The organism is Actinokineospora globicatena, from assembly GCF_024171945.1.
Taxonomy (GTDB): domain Bacteria; phylum Actinomycetota; class Actinomycetes; order Mycobacteriales; family Pseudonocardiaceae; genus Actinokineospora; species Actinokineospora globicatena.
The window spans coordinates 1,693,068-1,717,123 of the sequence record NZ_JAMTCR010000002.1 but is presented as its reverse complement, the minus strand read 5'-3'; the positions used below and the strand labels follow the sequence as shown (position 1 = coordinate 1,717,123).

Below are 24,056 nucleotides of genomic sequence, written 5' to 3'. Positions count from 1 at the left end.
CCACGGCGCGCTTGCCTCACCCTGCGGCGGCTGAGCATGTCGGCGCACTCGAGCCCACAGCCCTTCCGCGTCGAACCAGGCGCTCTCGCCGGTCCGCGCGTCCTCCCTGTCCACCGCGACCTGTCCGGCCTGTTCCCCTGGGGCGGCCTGCGGCGCGGCGGCACGATCTCGGTCCAGGGGTCATCTGGGCTCTTATTCGCTCTGCTCTCAGAGGCGAGTTCGCAGGGCTCTTGGACTGCCGTAGTAGGTATGCCCAACCTCGGGGTGTTAGCCGCCTCCGAGGCAGGTATGGCTGTCCAGCGAGTCGCCCTGATACCCCAACCTGGCGCGGAGATCGCCGCGGTCGTCGCAGCGCTCTTGGACGGGTTCGACCTCGTCGCGGTGGCCGCCAACCGGATCGGCGAGCAGCTCGCGCGCAAGCTGTCCGCGCGTGCTCGCAACCGAGGCGCGGTCCTGATCGCGGTCGGGCCGTGGCCGGGTGCCGAGCTGGAGTTGACGGTCGCGCGCGGCCGCTGGTCCGGCTTGGGAACTGGCCACGGGCACCTCACCGACCACCGGGTGGAGGTGCGCGCCAGGGGTCGCGGCGCGGCCGCCCGGCCCCGGCGCGCGGCGTTCACCTTGCGGGGTGAGACACCCTTGACGCCACCGGTGTTCGAACATATGTTCGACACCAACACCGCTGCCACCAGGAGAAACCCGTGACCCGCCTGCTCGTCCTGTGGTGCCCGCAGTGGCCGGTGGTCGCCGCGGGCATGGCGGCGGGGCTGACCGTGGACGCGCCCGCCGTGGTGGTCGCGGCGAACCGCGTGGTCTCCGCGAACGCCCAGGCGCGCCGCGAGGGGGTGCGGCCGGGCCTGCGCCGCCGGGAGGCGCAGGGCCGGTGCCCGGACATCGCCGTGCTGCCCGCCGATCCCGACCGCGACGCGCGGCTGTTCGAGCCGGTGGCCGCCGCGGTGGAGGAGCTGGCGGTGGGGGTCGAGGTGGTCGCCCCCGGGGTGGTCGCGGTGCCCGCGCGGGGGCCGTCGGGCTACTTCGGGTCCGAGGAGTCGGCCGCCGAGCGGGTGATCGACCAGGTGGCGATCCGCACCGGCGCCGAGTCGCAGGTCGGCGTGGCGGACGGGTTGTTCGCCGCGACGCTGGCCGCGCACCGGGGCTTGGTCATCCCGGCGGGCGAGAGCGCGCAGTTCCTGGCGCCGCTGGACATCCGCGAGCTGACCGACCGACCCGACCTGGTGGACCTGCTGCGGCGGTTGGGGATCCAGACCCTAGGCGCCTTCGCCGCGTTGTCCCACAACGACGTCACGTCCCGTTTCGGTGCGGACGCCGGTTACGCCCACCGCCTCGCCAGCGGTCTGGAGCAACGTCCTCCTTCCCGTAGACGGCCGCCGGTAGACCTATCGGTCACGCATACCCCTGACCCGCCGATCGACCGGGTCGACGCTGCCGCCTTCATCGCCCGCACCCTGGGCGACCAGTTGCACACGCTGCTAGCCGCGCATGGCCTGGCCTGCACCCGCCTAGCCATCCACGCCAGCACAGCCAACGGTGAAGACCTCATCCGCCTCTGGCGCTGTGCGGATCCTCTTACCCCGTCCGGAATCTCCGACCGTGTCCGCTGGCAGCTAGACGGATGGCTACGCGGGTCCGATCGTCCCTCGGCCGGAATCACGTTGCTGCGCCTAGAGCCTGAGGAGACGGTCGACGGCCACGCGCTCCAGTTGGGTCTATGGCAGGGCGGCAACGACGAGCAGGCTTCACGGGCCTCGCGCGCGATGGTTCACGTCCAAGGTCTCTTAGGCCAAGAGGGCGTCTTCACCCCCACCATCAACGGCGGCCGTGGCCCGAACGACCAGGTATCCCTGACTCCGTGGGGCGATGAACAAACCCCGAGCAGCGATCCAGACCTCCCCTGGCCCGGCCGATTACCGGCCCCTTCGCCAGCCACCATCCCCGCCCAAAGAGTCCCCGCGACAGTCATAGACCGCGACGGCGGCGAGGTAGGCGTAACCGGACGGTTCACGCTGACAGCGCCACCGGACGAGGTAGCGGTAGCGGGCAACACCCGGCGAGTGATCGCCTGGGCCGGTCCCTGGCCCGCCGACGAGCGGTGGTGGGAGGAGGACGGCGGGCGGCGGCGGGCGCGGCTGCAGGTCCTGTTGGCCGAGCGGTCCGAGGTGGACAACCAAGACGCGCTCCTGCTGGTGCGCGAGAACGAGAAGTGGACCGTGGAAGGGGTTTACGACTGATGTCCCCGACTGATCCGATCCTGGATGAGTGGCTCGACCTGTTCGACCTGGCCGAGTTGATCCCCGAGCAGCGCAAGTCACCGGAGGAGACCGGGGCGCGGTAGCCGAAACGAGGAGGGCGGGTGGGCTGGAGCAATCCCCCGGTCCGCTGGTCGGAGCTGGAGCGGATCCTGTCCGGCCGCGCCCCGCAGATCGGGGACGGTGGCGACAGCCCAGCGTGGACGCGGCACCGCGAGCGGTACGTCTCGTCGGTGGGCAACTCGATCACCGATGAGGCCGACGGCGACGGCCGGGTCCCCTACGCCGAATTGCACTGCCACAGCAACTTCAGCTTCCTGGATGGCGCCTCCCACCCCGAGGAGTTGGTGGAGGCCGCGGCGCTCCTCGGGCTAGATGCCATCGCCATCACTGACCACGACGGCATGTACGGGGTGGTCAGGTTCGCCGAGGCCGCGCGGGAGGTAGGGGTAAGGACCGTTTTCGGCACGGAGTTCAGCCTCGGGTTGACGGCCCCCCAGAACGGGGTGGCCGATCCCGAGGGGGAGCATCTCCTCCTCCTCGCGTCCGGGCAGAGCGGGTACCACCGACTGTGCCGGGTCCTCACTTCTGGCCACCTGAACGGTGAGGAGAAGGGCAAGCCGCTATATGACCTACAGGAGATAGTGGAAGAGACGCGGGACCACTGCGTCGTCCTCACAGGCTGCCGCAAAGGGGCCGTTCGCAAGGCTCTCCGCGAAGGTGGCCCTACCGCAGCCTTTGAGCAGTTGAGGCTGCTCACGGTCGCTTACGGCAAGGACCAAGTGTTCGTCGAGTTGGTCGACCACGGCTACCCCGACGACTCTGTCCGCAACGACCTTCTCGCAGGTATGGCAACGGAGTTAGGCCTACCGACCGTGGCGACCAACGCCGTGCACTACGCGCACCCAGGCCGAGGTCGCCTGGCAGCGGCGATGGCGGCTGTGCGGGCGCGGCGCAGTCTCGACGACCTGGAGGGGTGGCTGCCGCCCGCGCCCACGGCCCACCTGCGGACCGGGACGGAGATGGCGGCCCGGTTCGCGCGGTACCCGGGGGCGGTGCAGCGGGCGGCGGTCCTCGGCGTGGCGTTGTCGTTCGACCTCAAGGTGGTGGCGCCGGAGCTGCCGCCGTTCGACGTGCCGGACGGCCACGACGAGGTGACCTACCTGCGTGAGCTGGTGCACCTGGGTGCGGCCAAGAAGTACGGGTCGGCGGCGGAGGCACCCCGGGCGCACGCGCAGATCGCGCACGAGCTGGCGGTGATCGAGGAACTCGGCTTCCCCGGCTACTTCCTGATCGTGTGGGACATCGTGCGGTTCTGCCGGTCGAACGGGATCCTCTGCCAGGGCCGGGGCTCGGCGGCGAACTCGGCGGTCTGCTACGCGCTGGGGATCACCAACGTCGACGCCGTGCGCTGGGAGCTGCTGTTCGAGCGGTTCCTCGCCCCGGCGCGGGACGGGCCGCCGGACATCGACCTGGACATCGAGTCGGACCGGCGGGAGGAGGCGATCCAGTACGTCTACGCCAAGCACGGCAGGCGGCACGCGGCGCAGGTGGCGAACGTGATCACCTACCGGTCCAAGTCGACGGTGCGCGACATGGCGCGGGCGCTGGGGTACTCGCCGGGGCAGCAGGACGCGTGGAGCAAGCAGATCGACCGCTGGGGCCCGCTGACCAGCACGGTCGGCGACAACCACCTGGACGTGCCGGACGCGGTGCTGGAGCTGGCCGGGCAGCTGGAGGACTTCCCCCGGCACCTGGGCATCCACTCCGGCGGCATGGTGATCTGCGACCGGCCGGTGAGCGAGGTGTGCCCGGTCGAGCCCGCGCGGATGGCCGACCGGACGGTGCTGCAGTGGGACAAGGACGACTGCGCCGCCGTCGGGCTGGTGAAGTTCGACCTGCTGGGGCTGGGGATGCTCTCGGCGTTGCGCTACATGGTGGAGACGGTGGAAGAGCACCACGGTAGGTCTATCGACCTCGGTGAGCTCGACCTGTCCGATCTGGCGGTGTACGACATGTTGTGCAAGGCGGACTCGGTTGGCGTGTTCCAAGTGGAGAGCCGCGCGCAGATGGCGACCCTGCCGCGTTTGAAGCCACGCGAGTTCTATGACCTAGTGGTGGAGGTAGCGCTAATCAGGCCCGGTCCGATCCAGGGCGGGTCAGTGCACCCGTACATCCGGCGCAAGAATGGGAAGGAGAAGATCACCTACGACCACCCGTTGCTGGAGAAGGCGCTGCACAAGACCAAGGGCGTGCCGCTGTTCCAGGAGCAGCTGATGCAGATGGCCGTGGACATCGCCGACTTCACCCCGGCGGAGGCCGACGAACTGCGCCGCGCGATGGGCGCCAAGCGGTCCACCCGGCGGATGGAACGGCTGCGGGAGCGGTTCTACTCCGGCGCGGCCGCGCACGGCATCGACGAAGACCTGGCGGGCCGCATCTACGCGAAACTGCTGGCGTTCGCGAACTTCGGCTTCCCGGAGAGCCACGCACTCAGCTTCGCTTACCTTGTCTTCGCCAGTGCCTGGTTCAAGCTCTACTACCCAGAGGCCTTCTGCGCCGCCCTGCTGCGCGCGCAACCCATGGGGTTCTACTCACCGCAGTCTCTAGTAGCCGACGCTCGTAGGCACGGCGTGACGGTCCTAGGTCCGGACATCAACGCCAGCCTCTCTTACGCCACCCTCGAACCCTTGGGCGAACGGCCCGCCATCCGTCTTGGCCTAAGCACCATCCGCACCATCGGCGACAAACTCGCCACCCGCATCACCGAAACCCGCGGCGACGTCCCGTTCACCACCATGGCCGACCTGGCAAGCCGGATCGAACTGACGCGCCCGCAGATCGAGGCTCTAGCCACCGCCGGCGCCTTCGGCTGTTTCACCCCACACCGCAGGGAAGCCCTATGGACCGCCGGTGCCGTTGTCACCGAAGGACGGGGCCACCTCCCCGGCACCGCCGTTGGCACTAACGCCCCCACCTTGCCCGGCATGGACACCCTCGACCAAGCCATAGCCGACGTCTGGGCCACCGGCCTGTCCCCCGATACCTTCCCCACCCAGTTCATCCGCCCCCACCTGGACCGCATCGGCGCCCTCCCCGTGGCCAAACTATCCACAATGGACAGCGGCACCCGAATCCTCCTCGGCGGCGCCGTAACCCACCGCCAACGCCCCCAAACCGCGGGCGGGGTCACATTCCTCAACATCGAAGACGAAACCGGCATGGTCAACGTGGTCTGCTCCCCCGGCCTCTGGACCCGCTACCGCCGCATAGCCCGCACCAGCGCCGCCCTCCTCATCCGCGGCACCCTGGAGAAACACGAAGGCGTAATCAGCCTCTACGCCGACCACCTCCAGAACCTCCCCATGCACATAGAATCCAAATCCCGCGACTTCAGGTAGTCCCACTCAGGTCGCGGTCGACACTTGCGGCTTCCTTGGCCCCAATCGCATAGAGGCACTCACGAGCCGCCAACCACCACTTGGTCGCGGCAAGCCGATCACCGGACAGCCGAGCAACACCACCGAGCCGCCACAGGGCGACGCCCTCCTCACGCGTCGTCGATCTCGCGCGTCCGCGGTACCCGCGGCCTCTGCCAACAGCGCCACCGCCTCGACGTGCTCGAGCCTGGAGACTTCCAAGACCCGCACCGGGACTCACCGGGTAGGAGCGCGCACACGTGATGTCCCCGATGTTCGGCGACCCGTCGACACTCGCGACTGGAAGTGCCCCCATTCGATGGGGGTCAGGCCGATGGCGTGCAAGAACAAGAAGAACTCGTGGCGGCTGAACTCACTGGCAGCGGGTACCGACAAACCCTCGGATCGGCCGACAGTCAGCTGGTCGGGAACTTCTCCACCCAGCGCTTCTGCCAGGGGGTTTCGACGGCGCGTGGGAGGTAGTGCTGTCGGGTCCAGGCAACGGCGTCGGTGGGCGCCACTCCGCTCAGGATGGCCAGGCAGGACAGGACTGTGCCGGTTCGGCCTACTCCGCCGCCGCAGGCGATTTCCACGACTTCACCGGCTGCCGCACGGGAGTGGGTGGCGCGGATCAGGCGGATGGCTTCTGGGCGGTCGCGGGGGAGGAGGAAGTCTGGCCAGTCGATCCAGGCGTGGGGCCAGGTGAGGGTGGGTTCGTGGCGGCGGAGGCGGGAGCCGCCGAGGTAGAGGCCGTAGTCGGGGACGGCGGCGACGGGGCCGTTGCGCAGGCCCCTGGCGAAGACGCGGGTGCCGTCGGGGAGGTCGACCGGGGTTGGGCTGGTCATCCCGCTACTTCTATCAGCGGGATGACCAGCCGTTCAACTACAGGTCGATGCCGGACAGGACCATCACCTGTTCCTCGGTGAAGTCGTCCATCGCCGAGCGGAGACCTTCGCGGCCGGTGCCGGAGCCCTTCACGCCGCCGTAGGGCATCTGGTCGGCGCGGTACGAGGGAACGTCGCCGATCACGACGCCGCCGACCTCCAGTTCGGCCGAGGCCTGGAACGCGGTCTGCAGGTCGCGGGTGAACACGCCCGCCTGCAGCCCGTAGTCCGTCCCGTTGGCGACCTCGAACGCCTCCTCAACGCTGTCCACCACGGTCACGACAAGAACCGGCCCGAAGACCTCTTCGCACGACACCTTCTCCGACGCCGGGACGCCGCTCAGCACAGTTGGCGCTACCGTCGCCCCCGACCGCGTGCCGCCGGTCAGCAGGGTCGCCCCCGCCGCCACCGCCTCGGTCACCCACGTCTCGACCCGCTCGGCGTTGCGCTCGTCGATCAGCGGCCCCACGTCGACGTTCGGGTCGTGCGGGTCGCCGGTGTGCAGGGCCTCGACCTCGGCGACGAGCCGGGGGATGAACTCGTCGGCCAGCGAGCGGTGCACGACGACCCGCTGGACCGCGATGCACGACTGGCCCGCCTGGTAGTTGCCGAACGTGGCGATCCGGCGGGCCGCGAAGTCCAGGTCGGTCCAGTCCGGGCACAGGATGGCCGCGCTGTTGCTGCCCAACTCCATCACCACGTGCTTGCGCGGGGCGGCGGCGCTGATGCCGTGGCCGACCCCGGTGGACCCGGTGAACGAGATGACCGGCAGCCGGGGGTCCTCGATCAGCGCCGACATCGCCGAGCCGCGCACCGGCAGCACCGAGAACGAGCCCGCGGGCAGGTCGGTCTCGGCCAGGATCTCGCCGAGCAGCAGGGCCGAGAGCGGGGTGGCCGACGCGGGCTTGACGATCACCGGGGCGCCGACCGCCAGCGCCGGGGCGACCTTGTGCGCGACCAGGTTGAGCGGGAAGTTGAACGGCGCGACGGCCAGCACCGGGCCGCGCGGGCGGCGCCGGATCAGGCCGATGCGGCGCTCACCGGCGACGTCGGTGTCGAGCCGCTGCAGCTCGCCGACGTGCCTGCGGGCCTCCTCGGCGGCGAACTTGAACACCGACACCGCCCTGGCCACCTCGATGGTGGACCACTTGAGCGGCTTGCCGTTCTCCGCGGTGATCGTCTCCGCGATCTCCTCGGTGCGGGCGGCCAGCGTGCGCGAGACGTGCTCGAGCGCGTTCGCGCGCACGTGCGCGGGCGCGGACCGCAGCGGCTTGGCCGCGGCGGCCGCGGCGGCGATGGCCGCCTCCACGTGCTCCGGGGTGGGCACCGACACCGTCGCCACGTCAGTGCCGTCGTACGGGTGGCGCACCTCGATGGTGTCGTCGCTGCTCTGCGGCCTGCCCGCCACCCAGAACGGGCGCGGCTTGGCCACCACGGCGTCTTGTTCGTCGGTCATGGGTCCACGGTAGGCCGCGACCGGGTGCGCGGCTTGGCCGAGAACGCCCCGGGTTAGGATGTCGGCGGCTGACCGACGGTGGTGACTAGGGTTCCGCCGCGCCTGATACAGGCGCGGGTCTGGTTCGAGCGTCACGGAAAGCCCGCGCGGACAGGTGCGCGGGCAGGCATCTCCGGGAGAGAAACCCAGGGAGGGACCGGTCGGCGCACGGTCATGGACGCCGTGCGCCGATGTGGGGACCCCCCGTTCGGTGCCGCGGCTTCCGCGCCAACGGAAGGTGCTCTTCACGATGACAGACAGTCAGCGCCCGGTCCTCGTGGTGGACTTCGGTGCCCAGTACGCGCAGCTGATCGCGCGGCGGGTGCGCGAGGCGCAGGTGTACTCCGAGGTGGTGCCGCACACCACGTCGGTTGCCGACCTGCTCGCCAAGGACCCGGCGGCGATCATCCTCTCCGGCGGCCCGTCGAGCGTCTACGCCGACGGCGCCCCCTCGGTCGACCCGGCCCTGTTCGACGCCGGTGTCCCGGTGTTCGGCATCTGCTACGGCTTCCAGGCGATGGCCCTGGCGCTGGGCGGCACCGTCGAGCACACCGGGACCCGCGAGTTCGGCCGCACCGACCTGGCCGCGCGCGAGGGCGTGCTGCACGACGGGCTGCCCCAGCGGCACCCGGTGTGGATGAGCCACGGCGACTGCGTGACCAAGGCCCCCGAGGGCTTCGCGGTGACCGCGGGCAGCGAGGGCGCGCCGGTGGCCGCGTTCGAGGACACCGAGCGCCGCTTCGCCGGGGTGCAGTACCACCCCGAGGTGCACCACTCCCCGCACGGGCAGGAGGTGCTGCGCCGGTTCCTGCACGACATCGCCGGTGTGCGTCCACAGTGGACCACCGCGTCGATCGTGGACGAGCAGGTCGAGCGGATCCGCGCCCAGGTCGGCGACGGCAGGGCGATCTGCGGGCTGTCCGGCGGGGTCGACTCCGCGGTGGCCGCCGCGCTGGTCCAGCGGGCCATCGGCGACCGCCTGACCTGCGTGTTCGTCGACCACGGGCTGCTGCGCGCCGGTGAACGCGCCCAGGTCGAGCGCGACTACGTGAGCGCGACCGGGGTCCGTCTGGTCACCGTCGACGCCAGGGAGCGGTTCCTGACCGCGCTGGCCGGGGTGACCGACCCCGAGGAGAAGCGCAAGATCATCGGCCGGGAGTTCATCCGGGTGTTCGAGCAGGCCGAGCTGGACCTGCAGGCCGAGGCCGGTGGCGACAAGTACCGGTTCCTGGTGCAGGGCACGCTGTACCCGGACGTGGTCGAGTCCGGCGGCGGCGCGGGCGCGGCCAACATCAAGAGCCACCACAACGTCGGCGGCCTGCCCGACGACCTGGAGTTCGAGCTCGTCGAGCCGCTGCGCGCGCTGTTCAAGGACGAGGTGCGCCGGGTGGGCACCGAGCTGGGGCTGCCGGAGACGATCGTGCAGCGCCAGCCGTTCCCCGGCCCCGGCCTCGGGATCCGGATCATCGGCGAGGTCACCGCGGTGAACCTGGACATCCTGCGCGCCGCCGACTCGATCGCCCGCGAGGAGCTGACCGCGGCCGGGCTCGACCGCGACATCTGGCAGTGCCCGGTGGTGCTGCTGGCGGACGTGCGCAGCGTCGGCGTCCAGGGCGACGGCCGCACCTACGGCCACCCGGTCGTGCTGCGCCCGGTGTCCAGTGAGGACGCGATGACCGCCGACTGGACCCGGTTGCCCTACGACGTGCTGGAGCGGATCTCGACCCGGATCACCAACGAGGTGGCGGAGGTCAACCGCGTGGTGCTGGACGTGACCAGCAAGCCGCCGGGCACCATCGAATGGGAGTAGGCACAGCGTGGGAGTAAGAGCCATCTCGGGCGTAAGACACCGCGTGGACTAGCTACATAGGCGTGAGACGGGCGAAGGCCCGGCTGGGGTGTCCCGGCCGGGCCTTCGTCGTGAGTGGCGTGCGCGCTACTTGTGGCGCCTCCCCTTGAGCGTGCCGCCGAGCAGCAGCAGTCCGACCAGGACGGCGACACCGGCGATCATCCAGCGGGGGTCGAGCGAGGGCAGCCAGATCCGGCCGTCGGTGAGCACGTAGGCCGAGGCGACCAGCGTGGCCAGGCCCGCGAGCAGGGCAAGCGGGTCGAACCCGCGGGGGGTCTTGGTCTCGTCAGCCACGGAGCACCTTCACAGTCCCGGGGCCGTTGACCTCGGCCCGCAGTTCGATCTTGAGTCCACCCGCGCCGTCGGCGCCGAGGTCGGTGCGGTCGACGGCGGTGTCGGTGCCGTCGCGCTGCTCACCGAGGCAGTCGACGTCGCCGATGCCCGCCTCGCAGAACACGGTCACGTCGGCGTTCTCCGGCACCGTGACGGTGACGTCGCCGATGCCGACCTCGGCCACGGTGGTGATCGAGCCGCTGGTGGGCAGTTGGGTCAGGTCGACGTCGATGGAGCCGATGTCGCGGCTGTAGACGTCCTGGACCTCGCTGAGGCTGCGCGGGGTGGCCTGGACGTCGCCGACGCCGTTGGCCTTGAAGCCCTGCGGCCACACGAGGGTCATCGCGATGCCGAGCGCGGCCAGCGGCACGGCGAGCCCGATCAGGCCGCGGCCGCCCCTGGTGAACGCCCCGGCGACCATGCCTGCGCCGAGCACCCCGAGCACGATGCCGATGATGTGCCGGAAGCTGAACCAGTCGCCGGTGTAGGGCTCGATGACCACCGCGGTGCCGACGAACAGGAACGCCAGGGCCACCGTGACCGGGCCGACCTTCGAGCGGCGCCGGGGAGCCGGGGGTTCCGGGTCCGGCATGGCCGCCGCGGGCTCGGGCAGGTCCCACGCGAACGGGGCCGCCCCCAGCGGATCCCACGCGGGTGGCTGGTTGGGGTAACCGTAGGCAGGTGGGGTGTTCAGGGGCGTTGTCTCTGCCCCGGAAGGTGGCGCTGTCATCGGCGATGGCACCTCAGTCGTGTTCGCTACCGGGACCGTCATCAGCGGACCCATAGCGGTGTCGTAGTCGGTCGTAGGCGCTACCGGCCTATTCAGGTGCCCCCGGCTGCGGTGCAGCAAGAACAGCAGCGCGGAGATGACGACCAGGCCGAGGAAGCCGTTGAAGTCGAACCCGACGCTGAACGCGATGATCACGGCGGCGATCAGGCCCACCGTGAAGTGCGTCGAGCTGGAGCTGCGGCCGCGCCCGATCAGCGCCTCCGCCGGGGCGGACTCGTCGTCCTGCTCCGGGAACAGCAGCCAGCCGAACAGGTAGAAGATGACGCCCGCGCCGCCGTAGAAGGTGGCGACGGCGAGCGCGACCCGGACGATGACCGGGTCGATGCCGTAGCGGTTGCCGATGGCAGCCGCGACGCCCGCGACCTTGCGACCCTGCCGCGGTCGCCTCGGTCGGGACGCCCAGAAGTCCTTGAGCGTCTCTTCGACGCCGATCTGGTTCGTTGTGCCACTCACGAGGACAAGAATGGCTCGTCACCAGGGCGTTCTGCATCGGGGAACGACCCTGACTTCGCGTTCAGGGTCAAACCCCGATGTGGCGCTCACCCGCCCGTGTGAGCATTCTTGACGTGACGGCGGTACTGCGTGAGCACGGGCCTGTGGAGGCGGACATCGAGCGGTCGGTGACCAGCGTGGATCGGCAGGTGGCGGTGTCCGGGGAACCCCGGGTCACCCGCCGCCGGTCCGGTCGCGCCGTCGCCGGGGTCGCCGGTGGCCTCGCCGACCACCTCGGCATCCCGGTGCTGTGGGCCAGGGTGGCGTTCACCCTGCTCGCGGCCCTCGGCGGCGCCGGGGTGGTGGCCTACGGACTGCTGTGGATCTTCGTGCCGCAGGTGTCCGCGGAGGAACCGGCGCCGGAGATCACCGGCCGGGAGCGGCAGCAGGCGTTCGGCCTGGTCGCGCTGGGCATCGGGCTGGCGATCGGCGCCGGGACGCTGGCGGGCACGGTCAACGGCTGGGTCGCCGGGGCCACCAGCGTCGCGCTGGTCGGCGCGGCGCTGATCTGGCGCGAGGCCGACCAGGGGCAGCGGCGCAAGGTGCGCGGCGCGGTGTTCGGCGGCGGGGGTCGCTCGGCGGTCATCCGGGTGCTGAGCGGGGCCGCGCTGGTCGCCTCGGGCATCGTGATCTTCCTGATCAGCAGCATCGGCCTGGACCAAGTGCAGTTCGCGCTGCTGGCCGTGGTGGCCGCGCTGGTCGGCGTCGCGGTGATCACCGTCCCGTGGTGGCTGCGGCTGGTGCGCGACCTCGGCGAGGAGCGGCGGGCCCGCATCCGCACCGAGGAGCGCGCGGAGATCGCCGCCCACCTGCACGACTCGGTGCTGCAAACGCTTGCGCTCATCCAGAAGCAGGCCGAGGCGCCGCGTGAGGTGCTGCGGCTGGCCCGTGGCCAGGAGCGGCAGCTGCGTAGCTGGCTCTACGGGCCGTCCGGATATGGGCGAGGAGCGGAAGGCCTGGCTGGGGGGTCGTTGGCCGAGGCGCTGGCCAGGGCGGCTGGCGAGGTCGAGGACACGTTCGCGATCAAGGTCCAGCACGTGGCCGTCGGCGACTGCGAGCTCGACGACAAGCTGGTCGCGGTGGTGATGGCGGCCCGCGAGTCGATGGTCAACGCGGCCAAGCACGCCGGGGTCGCCGAGGTCTCGGTGTACGCCGAGGTCGAGCCGGAGAAGGTCACCGTGTTCGTGCGCGACCGGGGCAAGGGCTTCGACCCGGAGGCGGTCCCCGACGACCGGCACGGGCTGGCGGACTCGATCCGGGGGAGGATGGAGCGCAACGGCGGCGAGATCACCCTGCGCACCGCCCCCGGGGACGGGACAGAGGTACAGCTGCACATGCCGCGTGCGAAGGTGACCACATGAGTGAGAAGCGCTTGGTCCGGGTCTTCCTGGTCGACGACCACAGCATGTTCCGCGCCGGGGTGCGCGCGGAGCTCGACACCCTCACCGACGACATCGAGGTGGTCGGCGAGGCCGGGACGGTCGGCGAGGCCGTCGCAGGCATCGGGCACCTGCGCCCGGACGTGGTGCTGCTCGACGTGCACATGCCCGACGGCGGCGGCGCGGAGGTGCTCCGGCAGGCCCGCAAGGCGTTCCCGGAGGTCGTGTTCCTGGCGCTGTCGGTGTCGGACGCGGCCGAGGACGTCATCGCGGTCATCCGGGCGGGCGCGCGCGGGTACGTGACGAAGACGATCTCCAGCCAGGAGCTGGTGACGGCGGTCCTGCGGGTCTCCGACGGCGACGCGGTGTTCTCCCCCCGCCTGGCCGGTTTCGTCCTCGACGCCTTCGCCGACCGCCCGGGCGCGGCCCCGATCAGCGATCCCGAACTGGACCTGCTGACCCCGCGCGAACGGGACGTGCTGCGTTTACTGGCCCGCGGGTACGCCTACAAGGAGATCGCGTCGGAGCTGTTCATCTCCGTGAAGACAGTGGAAACGCACGTGTCGAGCGTGCTGCGTAAGACCCAGCTGTCCAACCGGTACGAACTCTCCCGTTGGGCCTCAGACCGCAGGTTGGTCTAAGTCTTCGCGAGCACGGCAGTGGAGTCTTCCGCCACCACCGGGGACGGGGTCTTCTTCTGCCAGCGGGTCATGCCGACGCCTATGAGGACGACGACCATGCCCGCGATGACGCGCAGGTTGATGCCCTCGCCGAGGAACGCGGCGCCGAGCAGCACGGAGACGACCGGGAGCAGGTAGCCGACGGTGGTGGCGTTGGTGGGGCCCTCGTCGGCGATCAGGCGGAAGTTGATGGCGAAGGCGAAGCCGGTGCCGAACACGCCGAGTACCGCGATCGCGATGAGGACCGACGGCGTCAGGTTGACGGTCGCGAACCCGCCGATCGGCAGGGTGAACAGACTCAGGCCGGTAGCGGTAACGAGCTGCGTGGCGGACAGCGCGATCGGGGCCACGCCGCGGCCGGAGAGCGTCTTACCGATGTAGGTGTAGCTGACGGCGTAGCTCGCGGCGGCGGCGAGGATCATCAGCGACCCCCAGCTCGCGACGCCCGCTTGCTGCCAGGGGGCGAAGATCAGCAGGGTGCCGACGAAGCCGAGCAGCAGCCCGGTCAGCCGGACCGGCTTGAGGGCGCGCTCGGTGCCGATGATGATGCCGATCAGCAGCGCCCACAGCGGGGTGGTGGAGTTCAGCACCCCCGCGACGCCGGAGTCGACGGTCCGCTCCCCCAGGGCGAACAACGCGAACGGCAGCACGTTGCCGAAGATGGCAGCCACGACCAGGTGACCCCAGACCCGGCGATCACCGGGCAGCTTGTGTCGCGCTGAGTAGCAGAGCACCACCACCACGAGCGCCCCGAGGGCGCACCGGGCCACGGTGATCTGGACCGGGTTCAGCCCGTGCAGCGCCAGCTTGATCCAGAGGAAGCTGGAACCCCAGAGCAGGGCCAGCACGCCCATCCGGACAAGTGTCCCCCTACCGCCGCTGATCACTCGTTTTCCTCCCCCATCGGGTCATCCCATCGGCAACTCTGACGGAGAGCTTTGTCCAGCACAAGTGAAAAGTCCTGCATGGACCGTTAAGCTGGACTACATGCTTGATGTGCGCCGCCTGCAGGTCCTGCGCGCCGTGGTCACCAGCGGTTCGGTGACGGCGGCGGCCACCAACCTCGGCTACACACCGTCAGCGGTCAGCCAGCAGATCGCCACCCTGGAGAAGGAGGCGGGCATCTCCCTGCTCGAGCGGGTCGGCCGCGGCGTCCAACCCACGGCGGCGGGCAGGCTCCTCACCGAGCACGCGGCGATCATCTCCCGGCACGTCGCCGAGGCCGAGACCGCGCTGGCCGACCTGCGCGCGGGCCGCACCGGCAGGCTCGCCATCCGCTACTTCGCCACCGCGGGCTCCGCCCTCGTCCCACCAGCCCTGGCCCGCCTCCGCAGCGTCCACCCGGGAGTCCAGGTCGACCTGAAGCTGGTCGACCCCGGGGACCCGCTGCCCGAGATCGCCCAGGGCCACGCGGACCTCGCCATCGTCGTCCACCCGCGCGAGGCCCCCCGGGGCGTCCACATGACACACCTCTTGGACGACCCGTACCGGGTAGTGCTACCTCGCGGCCACCGCTTGGCGGGTAAGAGGGTGATCGACCTGGCCGACCTCGCCGACGAACCCTGGGTCGGCGAGTGGCCCATGGGCGGCCCCTGCTGGCAGATCATCCTCGACGCCTGCGCCGCCGCGGGCTTCACCCCGAGCGTCACCGTCGAGAGCGAGGACTACACCAACGCCCAGGGCTTCGTCGCCGCGGGCCTGGGCATCAGCCTCATCCCCGTCATGGGCCTCTCCAACCCCCACCCCGGCATCATCACCCGCCGAATCCGCAACCCGGAACCCATCCGCGAAATCCACGCCGCCGTCCGCGAAACCACCCTGGACAGCCCACCCCTCATCGAACTCCTCACCGCCCTCCGCGAAGCAGCCGCCCACGCCGTCCACGGCAAGTAGTCGCTAGTTGAGGGTGTTGGGCACCTTGCTGTGCGGGCCGAAGTACCCGACGTGCACCTTGGCCGGGTCGTGCACGGCGCAGAAGTAGATCCGCGGCGCGAGCGGCCCGCCACCCTCGGCGATCTTGATGTGCGCCTCCATGTACCGCTTCCCGCTGGCATCGACCGCCGGGTCGACCGGGAAGTACCGCTTGGCCCGCAACTTCTCGCTCCGGTTGACCGACGCGCTCTCCTTCATCGCCAGCTTCTTCGGGCTGGCGGTCCACACGTGCGGATTGCCCGAGGTCTCGCACCAGGTCCAGAACGAGCCGACATCGGGGTCCACGGCCATGGCCTGGCCATAAGAATAGAGACTTACGAATGCCCGCCACGCCGTCGCGCCCCACGCCCTTGATTCGACGCTGGCATCGAGGTTGTCCAATTCCACCCCGACCCCGTCGGGTATGGAGAGGAACTCCCCGAGGTACTCCCTGGCCTGCCGGAACGCGTCGCTCGGCGAGTCCGCGCCCTCGGGAAGCCGGAGTGACTCCGCCGCCGTCATTTCCTCGGCGTGCCCCGTCCACAACACCGCACCTGCCAGCCCGAGTTGCTTCTTGGCGACAACGAGATCGGCGCGCAGGCGGTTGTTGTCCGACTCGAGTTGCTGGACCTCGTCGATCAGGTCTTGATAGCGCTGGTCGAGCGTTTGCGCCATAGACCGCAGTGCTTGGTTTTCCTCGTCCGCGATATCGAGAAGCTCCTCAAATTCAGAACTGGTGGACCCGGTAAGCAGCCGGGAGACCAGGTCGTAGCTCTTGGGGGCCATTCGCGCCCCCGCGCGGAACCCTATCGACCGATTGATCATCCGGCCCGCGCTCGCGTAGGTCCTCAGATACCGGTTGAGCGGGGAATATCGGTGCCGCCACGCCAGGTCCGTCGCAGGATCCACTTCGGGCAGGTAGATCCGGAACGCCCCGTCCCGGACACCGTAGGTCTCGCCCACGATCGCGTCGAACGCCGAGACGCCAGCGCTGTCCAACGTGCACACCTGAGCCAACCCCATGCACATGGTGGCAGCCCGCTCCACGCAACTCCGGTGCTGCTCGACGATGGCGTCGAACCCGCCGATCTCCGACATGACGAAACCCCTGGGCACCGGGGTGAAAACGACCACCGGAACATCCCGCGCCCACTGGGTGACGATCTCCGCGAGCGCCTCAGCACCGTCCGCCCCCACGTAGTCGACCGGGGACGGCGAGATTCGGATCTCACCGCGGTGCGCACCACCGATTTCCAACAACGGCCGCACAAACCTGGGCGCCGCGATCGTCACGTTGTCCAACAGCCCATGCCCCACAGCGTCCACGTCGACCCAGACCCAAGAATCGCCGGTCTCACCGTCCCCCGCAGTACATTCACCCGACCAAGCAGTAACCGTCGTCGCCCACCTCGACCCATTACCTTGGTCTTCAACAAACGCCGCCCGATACGCGGCCCGCACACCCCGGTCCACATCAGAACCAGAACGAACCTTCAACGTCCGACCGCCACTCTCGAAATCCCCAACCCCAGGCGCCCTTATCGCACCCCCAGTCTTATCCTCAACCCAGCGAGCGAACTCCCCACCCACCCGATCAACCAGATCCACATCAGCAGCATTCCACATCGCCCGATAAAGAATCGCCACGTCAACTCCCATCATCTTCCGCGTACACCATACGTCGCCCCGGCTTCGCAGACGTTTCACCAACCCCGACCACCAGCAGGCCCCACCCCCGCACAGGCCACCCACCAAGCCCCTTCACCACAACGGGCAACACCCCGGACCGCCTCGAACTCACCTGGTGGCGACCCACTAGCCCAAAGCGGTGAACCGGGCGACCTTGATTTGATCAAGCGGCCCCCACCGCGGCTACCGTGCTTCTCGGGAGCGCACGGGCGAACTGGGGGATGGACGAAGATGAACGACTGGGACGACGAGGACGAGCCCGGGCACACTTACAACACCCACTCCGGGCAGTCTCACAACGTCGTCCAAGCAGGGGATATCCACGGTGACATCCACCTGTACCAGGCCGACGACCGGGAGTACTGGCCCGCGCTGCACTGGGGCTACACAGCCGCGGCGTACGCGGTGCTGTTCCTGGTCGCGAGCGCCTTCGGCCACACCACAGCGGCGATCGACCTGGCGTTCTGGGACTGGGTGAAACTGGTCGCCAGCTTGGTGATCTTCGTCCCGGTGTTCCTCGCGACCGAATACCGCCTCCAGGGCGACGCGTTCATGCCGTTGCGGTTGCTGGCAATGGTCATCGTGATCGCCATCGGGGTCAGCCAGGGCTCGGGAACAGCGCACCCGACCGACCTGGAGGCAACCCTGGGCGGGTGGCTGATCTGGAGATTCTGACGCTCTCCCAGACGCACATCAGGGTGCAGCCCTGCCCGACCGTCCACACGCCCGACAACGCCGCCCCATACAGGCTGCGTCGCCCACCCTGATCGAGCTACGCCAAGTCGACTGGAAGGCACCCACACGCCGATATGCTCCTACCCCATGACCCCGAAGATCTGCATAGCCCAAGACCCCGAGGCCGACGCCCTCCTCGAACGGTCGCCCTTGGCCCTGCTCTTGGGGATGCTCCTAGATCAACAGATACAGATGGAGATTGCTTTCAGGGGGCCGTACAAGCTCTTCGGTCGGCTTGGAGGCAAGCTTGATGTTCATGAAATAGCTGACTACGACCCCGATGCGTTCGTTGCTCTGGCTACTACGCCGCCTGCTATTCATCGGTATGGGGGGTCGATGGGGAAGCGGGTTCAGGTGTTGTGTCAGTACATCGTCGAGAACTATGGGGGTGAGACTGAGGCGATCTGGACGCGTGATGCGCCTGATGGCGCTGAGGTTCTCAAGCGCTTGAAGGCTCTGCCTGGGTTTGGGGAGCAGAAGGCGAAGATCTTCCTTGCGCTGTTGGGGAAGCAGCGGGGTGTCGCTCCTGCTGGGTGGCGGGCGGCGGCCGGGGATTACGGGCTCAAGGGGTCCAGGCGGTCGGTGGCCGATGTGGTCGATGCGGCGAGTTTGGGTGAGGTGCGGGACTTCAAGAAGGCGGCCAAGTTGGCGGCGAAGAGCTCGGGATGACCGGTAGGCGGCTGGTGGGGCTGGTGGCGGGTCCGCCGGTCCTGGGTGTGGAAGTACATTCCTCTCGTGCATGTGACACCCCGACCTCCGGTGATTGCTGGGCTCAGCCTGGGTGGGCCGCTGGGGCAGGGCGGGTTCGGGACCGTCTTCCTCGCTCGTCAGGACCGGTTGCAGCGCGATGTCGCCGTGAAGGTCGACAACCGGGTGCTGCAGACCGATCGGGACCGGGATCGGTTCCTTCGGGAGGCGCGGGCGGCGGCGAGGCTGTCGGGGCACCCGCATGTCGTTAACGTCTACGACGCCGGTGTTACCGCGGACGGTAGGCCTTACATCGTCATGGAGTTGTGCACCGGTGGGTCGCTGGCGGACGTCTTGGCGCAGCGTGGGCGGTTGCCGGTCGCGGAGGTTACGGAGATGGGGGCGCGGCTTGCGGACGCGCTCGCGCAGGCGCACCAGGTGGGGATCCTGCACCGGGACATCAAGCCCGCGAACATCCTGGTCAACTCGTTCGGTGCGGTGAAGCTCGCGGACTTCGGTCTCGCCGCGATCCTCGACGCGCACGCGGAAAGCACTGTCACCGTAGGCGCTCTCAGTCCCTACTACGCCGCACCCGAGGTCTTCGCCCACGCCGCCCCTAGCGCTGCCGGAGACATCTACTCCCTAGCGGCGACGCTCTACACGCTCGCGACCGGTAACCGTCCCCGCGACATTCCGTGGCCCGCGCAGTCCCTCGACAGTCTGATCGCGGCCCTCCGCGCGCCGGTAGCGCCGATCCCCGACGCGCCCCCTGCCTTCAATGCCGCGCTGCTCAACGCTCTTGCGTCCGACTCGTCACGACGCACAACGGACGCGAGGCAGCTAAGAGACGAACTCGACGGCCTACGGCCCATCCGGCCGCTCCCCCATGTTGCGAGTAACCGGGCGCGCGCGGTCCGGATCACTGCCGCTGCGGTAGCCGTACCTGCACTTCTAGCCGCGGGGTTCTTCGGCAGCACTCTGACCGGCACGAAGACTCAACCGCAGACGACTACTACACCGTCAACCACCGCGCAGGCCGCAGCGACCCCGCCACCGGGGATGACCGCGTGCGCAGGTAGCGACAAGAGCGGTTTCTGCGTCACGGACAAGTGCTTCGGCGGGCTCGTGAACATCGCCGACGTCGACATCAAGGCCAAGCCGCTGGACTGCGCGGGCGAGCACAACTGGCAGGCGTTCACCGGGACCTGGCTGCCGACCGGCGCGCAGGACATGACCGGTACCGACCTGGCCGCGTTGCCCGAGGTCAGCGGCATCTGCACGGCCGAGGTGATGGCCGCGCGGACCCGGCAGGGCGCGGACACCAGCGGCTGGCAGATCACGATCCTGCCCAGCAAAACGGGCAGCCCGGACCGCCTCTACCTGTACTGTTTGGCCCGGCCCGGGGAGGGCGAGCCACCGGACGGGAGCGCCTTCGCCACCGGCTGATCCGGCAAACCGGATATTCTAGGCAAAATACCCACTCTCCCCAGGGGGCACAGTGCGACACCGGCTGATCACGGCGCTCAGCGCGGCGGCCCTGCTCGGCGCGCTCACCGCGTGTCAAGCGGTCCAGGACGCAGGCAACGCGGCCGACAAGACCAGCATCTGCCTCGAAGCGCTCCGGCTGGCGAACTTCAGCCCGAGCACGCAGAACCTCGAGCAGACCGCCCAAGACGCGAAGAAGACCTCGGAGGAACTCACCGGCCTCGCCGAGCGGGCGGCGGACACCACGCTGCGCGACGCCATCAACGGCATGGCCGAGCAGGTCCAGTCGCTGAGCGTGCCCAACCTCGACCCGACCACGGTCACCAACTGGGCGCAGCAGAAGCTCACCGCGTTCACCACCCTGGCCCAGGCCTGCGGCTGAGCCGGAAAAGCCGACGGCCGCCTGGTGCGCAGGCGGCCGTCGGCTCCGTTATGCCTATCGAGTTCACCGGCCACCCCCTCGGCGCTGTCCGTCCACATGGGTCAGGGTTGGCGGGGTGGCTCAGACGTTGGTGATCTCCTCGATCAGCGCGTCGATGTCGAAGAAGTCAGCCTCGCCGCCCAGCGGCACCATGGCCGTGGTGGTGGCGAAGAACGACTGCACCGCGGCGTGGTCGAGCTCCAGCACGGCGTGGCCGTCCGGGGACTCGATCTCCAGCGCCAGCTTGGCGGTCCCGCCGGTGGTCACCGGGGCCAGCCGCACGTCGCCGTCACCAGCGGCGCGGACCAGGCCCTCGGCGAGCAGGTCGCGACCGAAGATCCACTCGACCCACCGGTCGGCGTCGGCCTGGAAGGCGGCGACGACGGTGTAGGGCTCGGAGGCCCGGTAGGTCCAGCGCGAGCGGACAGGAGTAGTCCCGCCGTAGTGCGAGATGATCTGCTCGGAGTGCTCGGCGTCGTTGGTCATCTCGTTGCCTCCTGTCCTGGTGTTCGCGCGTCGGCTTGGCGAACCTTCAGCAGGGAAACGCATTCGGCGGCAGCCCGTGATGCCATTGGACTCGGGTTCACGCTATCGGGGGATACAGCCCCGTTCGAGCTACGATTTGGCCCGCGTTTTTTACTTACCTCCGTGTAGCCGGGGAGCAAAGTCACCCGTCTGTGCACTCAGGTGTCCGGCCGCCCCGCAGCGCCCCCTCGGGCTCCGCGTCAAGTGGACTGTCCACACGCCCCACCATGACGGGGTCAGCGGTCGAACAAGCTCGTGTTAGATGCTCTAACTTTCGTGTATGGTTGAAACATGCAGCAGGTTGTGACCACAAGACCGGGTGGACCCGAGGTGTTAGAGGTCCAGGACGCGCCTCTAGTGCGGGACCCGGCGAAGGTACTCATCGACGTCATCGCGGCAGGGCTGGGCACGGCGGACAGCGAGATGGCCGCGGGACAGTTCTATTCGCAGCCCAAGTTCCCGTTCGTCAGCGGGTACGACCTGGTCGGGAGGGTTACCGAGACTGTCCCGGGTGGTCCTGCCGTGGGCACGCTGGTCGCGGCGATGCCCCGGCGTGGGAGCTGGGCCAGCCAGGTACAGCTAGCGCCGTCAGCCTTGGTCACGTTGCCCGACGACGTAGACCCCATCGCTGTGGCAGGGCTGATCACCAACGGTGTCACTGCCTGGCGGATGGCTCACCAGGTCGCACACGTGAAGGCAGGGCAAACCGTGCTCGTACACGGTGCCTCCGGCGGAGTCGGCCAACTACTCACCCAGATCGCGGTCCAGGCGGGCGCGTCGGTCGTCGGCACGTCGTCAGCGGCCAATCTGGATGTCGTCCGAAAGCTGGGGGCGACCGCACTGGACTACCGGCAACCGGTCGACGTGCACGCGGACGTCATCTTCGACCACATCGGCGGCACGCACCTCGTCGACTCTTACCGACACCTCAATAGAGGCGGCACGCTGGTCAGCTACGGCAACGCATCTACAGCTGACAAGCCCAACAAAGGACTCCTGCCCTACCTCGTCATCCTGGGCCGGATCGTGCTGTGGGAGGCCAGCAGATTCGTCGGACTCGGTAAGGGGCGGCGAACGCGGCTCTTCAACGTAGCTCCCAACGACCGGTTCGCCGCCGACCTCACCGCTGTCATCGCGGCAGGGCTAACCATCCCCACGACGGCTTACGACTACCGGGACGCGGCCACCGCGCTCACGGACTTCACCGCGCACAAGATCGTGGGCAAGACCGTTCTCACCTTCTAGGCGCACAGCGGGATCTCGGCGGTTGTCGGGTGGAAGACGACCTCGGCGGGTTCACCGATGACGAACCCCGGGTCGGTCACGAACCGCAGGGTGCGTTCGTCGACCTCCACCATCCGGCCGGAGATGTAGCCGTCGTAGGCCGTGGAACCGTCCGGGCCAGGTGCGCGAGTCGGGTCGGGGTACTCGCGCTCGGCCGCCCAGGCCTGGCCGTTGTACCGCACGAACCTGATGTCGCAATGCGTGTACAGGCGGAACGGCGCCGACTTCGCCTCAGTCGTGAGGACAGGCGCAGGGCCAGTCCACGGTATGGATTCCACGACCGCTGGTGGCTGGGTGCACCCGGCCGCGAAGGCGACACCTACGGCTATCGCGAAGTACCGAACTCTCACAACATCCCCCATGAGTCAGCTCTACCGACACCAAGGAGACGTACTCACTACCGGCTGACGTTGCAGCACTACTTGCAGAGAGGGATCTCGACGTCCGTGGGGTGGAAGATGACCTCGGTCGGCTTCCCGGCGATGGTCGCGGGGTCGACCTTGAACCGCAGGGTCCGGTCGTCGAGCAGGACGACCCGGCCGGAGACGAAACCGTCGTTGACGACCTTGCCGTCGAAGTCGGGGACGCGCTCCGGGTCCGGCCAGGTCTGCTCGGCGACCCAGTTCTGACCGGCGAACGTCGCGTACTTGATCCCGCAGTGGCTCATGAGCCGGTAGGGAAAAGACTCGCCGATCTGCACGAACTGCTGAGGCGCGCCATGGGCGCTAGAGCCACCGGGGAGCGAGTTGGGGCCTGCCGTAGCGGGTAAGGGAGCCGCCTCGGGGGTGGTGCACGCGGCGAGTGCGAGGCCCACGACAATCACGGCGCATCTAGCCCGAGCGGCCATCGGTACTCCCCATCGGTCAATCCTGCCTCCCCAGCGTCTCACAGGGCCCTACCTCACCCCAGGACCGCCTCCGCCAGTTGGTCGGCCAGCGCGGAGGTGGCCGCCGCGATGCCTGACCAGCGGCGGGTCAGGTCCGGGTCGAAGTCCAGCGGCCTGCCGTGCGCGTCGATCACCGCGCCACCGGCGGCCGGGACCAGCACGAGCGCGGCGGCCAGGTCGACGATGCGCAGCGTGTCCGACCCCGGGTCGGCGAAGGCGTCCACCGAGCCCTCGGCGACCAAGGCGGTCTCCAGGCAGGTCGTGCCCAGGATGCGCAGCCGACCGGCGCGCGCGGCCACCCGCTGCCAGGCCTCGCCGTTGTTGCGCTTGGGCCGCAGCAGCGACACCGCGGCGCCGTCCAGGGTCGTGCGACCGGTCGTGCGGTACGGAGTGGACTGGCCGACCTTCGCCCACCACACCCGGCCGGTGTCCAGCCACACGGTCATCGCCTCGACCGCGATCGAGTCGCGGGTCAGCACGCCGGAGAAACAAGACAGCGGTACCCCGGACGCGGCGTTGGCAGACCCGTCCAGCGGGTCGATGACAAGAGTCGTCGACGAGCCGTTGTCGATGAAGCCAGCCTCTTCGGACAAGAGGTTGACCCGGTTGCTCTGCGCGGACTCGGCGATAGCGTCCTCGACCAGCGAGTCGACGCGCATGGTCGGGGTGCCGTCAGCGCCCATCGCGACCTCTTCGGACAACTCCGGCCGGATGAGCATGCGGCGCGCGGTCCGGTACGCGGCAACAGCGGCGTTGGCCGCCTCAGCCAGGACAGAGTTGACGCTCGCCGGTAAGTCCGGCTCGGGGATCGGCCACGGGATGAAGGTCACCAGTGCACCGTAAAACAC

The 24,056-nt window shown here is 69.2% G+C and carries 22 protein-coding genes; 12 read left to right on the top strand and 10 right to left on the bottom strand.

Annotation, left to right across the window (positions count from 1 at the left end):
• Positions 1 to 36: 36 nt before the first annotated feature.
• The 3 genes from imuA' (at position 37) to LV79_RS08365 (ending at position 5,665) form a co-directional block, all read left to right on the top strand.
• Entirely contained in the window at positions 37 to 702 is a 666-nt protein-coding gene (gene imuA' / locus LV79_RS34905) for a DnaE2-dependent mutagenesis accessory factor ImuA' (RefSeq protein WP_490240419.1), read from the top strand.
• A gap of 50 nt (positions 703 to 752) precedes the next feature.
• A complete protein-coding gene (locus tag LV79_RS08370; RefSeq protein WP_253835918.1) occupies positions 753 to 2,246 on the top strand; it encodes a DNA polymerase Y family protein in 1,494 nt (497 codons plus the stop codon).
• 122 nt (positions 2,247 to 2,368) lie between these two features.
• Positions 2,369 to 5,665 carry an error-prone DNA polymerase gene (locus LV79_RS08365; RefSeq protein ID WP_253833815.1) on the top strand — a complete coding sequence of 1,099 codons (3,297 nt, stop codon included), beginning with the start codon at positions 2,369 to 2,371 and terminating at the stop codon, positions 5,663 to 5,665.
• Between the two features lie 434 nt (positions 5,666 to 6,099).
• Here LV79_RS08365 and LV79_RS08360 read toward each other — a convergent pair whose 3' ends face one another.
• Together LV79_RS08360 and LV79_RS08355 are read right to left on the bottom strand one after the other, a co-directional pair.
• Positions 6,100 to 6,528 (bottom strand): protein-tyrosine phosphatase family protein, encoded by a 429-nt coding sequence (locus LV79_RS08360; protein WP_253833814.1) that lies wholly within the window; start codon positions 6,526 to 6,528, stop codon positions 6,100 to 6,102.
• A gap of 37 nt (positions 6,529 to 6,565) precedes the next feature.
• Complete coding sequence (locus LV79_RS08355) at positions 6,566 to 8,023, bottom strand: aldehyde dehydrogenase family protein (protein WP_253833813.1); 1,458 nt, start codon at positions 8,021 to 8,023, stop codon at positions 6,566 to 6,568.
• 289 nt (positions 8,024 to 8,312) lie between these two features.
• Here LV79_RS08355 and guaA point away from each other — a divergent pair, with 289 nt between their 5' ends.
• Positions 8,313 to 9,872, top strand: coding sequence for a glutamine-hydrolyzing GMP synthase (gene guaA, locus LV79_RS08350; protein ID WP_253833812.1), 1,560 nt, complete (start codon positions 8,313 to 8,315; stop codon positions 9,870 to 9,872).
• A gap of 126 nt (positions 9,873 to 9,998) precedes the next feature.
• On the opposite strand, the gene LV79_RS08345 is transcribed toward guaA, so the two are convergent.
• Both LV79_RS08345 and LV79_RS08340 read right to left on the bottom strand, forming a co-directional pair.
• Positions 9,999 to 10,205, bottom strand: a complete 207-nt coding sequence (locus LV79_RS08345) for a hypothetical protein (protein WP_253833810.1) — start codon at positions 10,203 to 10,205, stop codon at positions 9,999 to 10,001.
• Positions 10,198 to 11,487, bottom strand: a complete 1,290-nt coding sequence (locus LV79_RS08340; RefSeq protein WP_253833808.1) for a PspC domain-containing protein — start codon at positions 11,485 to 11,487, stop codon at positions 10,198 to 10,200. Before LV79_RS08340 ends, LV79_RS08345 begins: the two co-directional genes overlap by 8 nt.
• Before the next feature lie 113 nt (positions 11,488 to 11,600).
• Between LV79_RS08340 and LV79_RS08335 the strand changes: the two genes are divergently transcribed.
• Positions 11,601 to 12,887 (top strand): ATP-binding protein, encoded by a 1,287-nt coding sequence (locus tag LV79_RS08335; RefSeq protein WP_372495282.1) that lies wholly within the window; start codon positions 11,601 to 11,603, stop codon positions 12,885 to 12,887.
• Positions 12,884 to 13,546 (top strand): response regulator, encoded by a 663-nt coding sequence (locus LV79_RS08330; RefSeq protein WP_285469434.1) that lies wholly within the window; start codon positions 12,884 to 12,886, stop codon positions 13,544 to 13,546. Before LV79_RS08335 ends, LV79_RS08330 begins: the two co-directional genes overlap by 4 nt.
• Here the strand turns inward: LV79_RS08330 and LV79_RS08325 are convergent.
• A complete protein-coding gene (locus LV79_RS08325; RefSeq protein ID WP_253833806.1) occupies positions 13,543 to 14,439 on the bottom strand; it encodes a DMT family transporter in 897 nt (298 codons plus the stop codon). The genes LV79_RS08330 and LV79_RS08325 overlap by 4 nt on opposite strands.
• 133 nt (positions 14,440 to 14,572) lie before the next feature.
• Here LV79_RS08325 and LV79_RS08320 point away from each other — a divergent pair, with 133 nt between their 5' ends.
• The gene (locus tag LV79_RS08320) at positions 14,573 to 15,478 is read left to right on the top strand and encodes a LysR family transcriptional regulator (protein WP_253833804.1); all 906 of its coding nucleotides are present in this window, start codon (positions 14,573 to 14,575) and stop codon (positions 15,476 to 15,478) included.
• Between the two features lie 3 nt (positions 15,479 to 15,481).
• On the opposite strand, the gene LV79_RS08315 is transcribed toward LV79_RS08320, so the two are convergent.
• Positions 15,482 to 16,813: a hypothetical protein gene (locus LV79_RS08315; protein ID WP_253833802.1), complete on the bottom strand. Its 1,332-nt coding sequence runs from the start codon at positions 16,811 to 16,813 to the stop codon at positions 15,482 to 15,484.
• A 603-nt stretch (positions 16,814 to 17,416) separates the two neighbouring features.
• On the opposite strand from LV79_RS08315, the gene LV79_RS08310 reads away from it, so the two are divergent.
• The 4 genes from LV79_RS08310 to LV79_RS08295 all read left to right on the top strand — a co-directional run bounded on the left by LV79_RS08310 (position 17,417) and on the right by LV79_RS08295 (position 20,474).
• A complete protein-coding gene (locus LV79_RS08310) occupies positions 17,417 to 17,860 on the top strand; it encodes a hypothetical protein (protein WP_253833800.1) in 444 nt (147 codons plus the stop codon).
• 147 nt (positions 17,861 to 18,007) lie between these two features.
• Positions 18,008 to 18,589 (top strand): HhH-GPD-type base excision DNA repair protein, encoded by a 582-nt coding sequence (locus tag LV79_RS08305; protein WP_253833798.1) that lies wholly within the window; start codon positions 18,008 to 18,010, stop codon positions 18,587 to 18,589.
• A gap of 66 nt (positions 18,590 to 18,655) precedes the next feature.
• Positions 18,656 to 20,053: a serine/threonine-protein kinase gene (locus LV79_RS08300; RefSeq protein WP_253833796.1), complete on the top strand. Its 1,398-nt coding sequence runs from the start codon at positions 18,656 to 18,658 to the stop codon at positions 20,051 to 20,053.
• A 52-nt stretch (positions 20,054 to 20,105) separates the two neighbouring features.
• The gene (locus LV79_RS08295) at positions 20,106 to 20,474 is read left to right on the top strand and encodes a bacteriophage spanin2 family protein (protein WP_253833794.1); all 369 of its coding nucleotides are present in this window, start codon (positions 20,106 to 20,108) and stop codon (positions 20,472 to 20,474) included.
• Positions 20,475 to 20,594: 120 nt separating this feature from the next.
• On the opposite strand, the gene LV79_RS08290 is transcribed toward LV79_RS08295, so the two are convergent.
• Complete coding sequence (locus tag LV79_RS08290) at positions 20,595 to 20,999, bottom strand: SsgA family sporulation/cell division regulator (RefSeq protein WP_253833792.1); 405 nt, start codon at positions 20,997 to 20,999, stop codon at positions 20,595 to 20,597.
• Between the two features lie 330 nt (positions 21,000 to 21,329).
• On the opposite strand from LV79_RS08290, the gene LV79_RS08285 reads away from it, so the two are divergent.
• Positions 21,330 to 22,283 (top strand): zinc-binding dehydrogenase, encoded by a 954-nt coding sequence (locus LV79_RS08285; protein ID WP_253833790.1) that lies wholly within the window; start codon positions 21,330 to 21,332, stop codon positions 22,281 to 22,283.
• On the opposite strand, the gene LV79_RS08280 is transcribed toward LV79_RS08285, so the two are convergent.
• The 3 genes from LV79_RS08280 to LV79_RS08270 form a co-directional block, all read right to left on the bottom strand.
• Entirely contained in the window at positions 22,280 to 22,672 is a 393-nt protein-coding gene (locus LV79_RS08280) for a hypothetical protein (protein ID WP_253833788.1), read from the bottom strand. The genes LV79_RS08285 and LV79_RS08280 overlap by 4 nt on opposite strands.
• Positions 22,673 to 22,740: 68 nt before the next feature.
• Positions 22,741 to 23,145, bottom strand: a complete 405-nt coding sequence (locus LV79_RS08275; protein WP_253833786.1) for a hypothetical protein — start codon at positions 23,143 to 23,145, stop codon at positions 22,741 to 22,743.
• Positions 23,146 to 23,222: 77 nt separating this feature from the next.
• A complete protein-coding gene (locus tag LV79_RS08270) occupies positions 23,223 to 24,038 on the bottom strand; it encodes an inositol monophosphatase family protein (RefSeq protein ID WP_308208928.1) in 816 nt (271 codons plus the stop codon).
• Between the last annotated feature and the right edge of the window lie 18 nt (positions 24,039 to 24,056).

Bases quoted from the DNA above. Each gene is read 5' to 3' on its own strand.
- LV79_RS08285 (WP_253833790.1), top strand. From the start codon at position 21,330: ATGCAGCAGGTTGTGACCACAAGACCGGGTGGACCCGAGGTGTTAGAG.
- LV79_RS08320 (WP_253833804.1), top strand. From the start codon at position 14,573: ATGCTTGATGTGCGCCGCCTGCAGGTCCTGCGCGCCGTGGTCACCAGC.
- LV79_RS08310 (WP_253833800.1), top strand. From the start codon at position 17,417: ATGAACGACTGGGACGACGAGGACGAGCCCGGGCACACTTACAACACC.
- LV79_RS08370 (WP_253835918.1), top strand. From the start codon at position 753: ATGGCGGCGGGGCTGACCGTGGACGCGCCCGCCGTGGTGGTCGCGGCG.
- LV79_RS08355 (WP_253833813.1), bottom strand. From the start codon at position 8,023: ATGACCGACGAACAAGACGCCGTGGTGGCCAAGCCGCGCCCGTTCTGG.
- imuA' (WP_490240419.1), top strand. From the start codon at position 37: ATGTCGGCGCACTCGAGCCCACAGCCCTTCCGCGTCGAACCAGGCGCT.
- LV79_RS08360 (WP_253833814.1), bottom strand. From the start codon at position 6,528: ATGACCAGCCCAACCCCGGTCGACCTCCCCGACGGCACCCGCGTCTTC.
- LV79_RS08325 (WP_253833806.1), bottom strand. From the start codon at position 14,439: ATGGGCGTGCTGGCCCTGCTCTGGGGTTCCAGCTTCCTCTGGATCAAG.
- LV79_RS08305 (WP_253833798.1), top strand. From the start codon at position 18,008: ATGACCCCGAAGATCTGCATAGCCCAAGACCCCGAGGCCGACGCCCTC.
- guaA (WP_253833812.1), top strand. From the start codon at position 8,313: ATGACAGACAGTCAGCGCCCGGTCCTCGTGGTGGACTTCGGTGCCCAG.
- LV79_RS08330 (WP_285469434.1), top strand. From the start codon at position 12,884: ATGAGTGAGAAGCGCTTGGTCCGGGTCTTCCTGGTCGACGACCACAGC.
- LV79_RS08290 (WP_253833792.1), bottom strand. From the start codon at position 20,999: ATGACCAACGACGCCGAGCACTCCGAGCAGATCATCTCGCACTACGGC.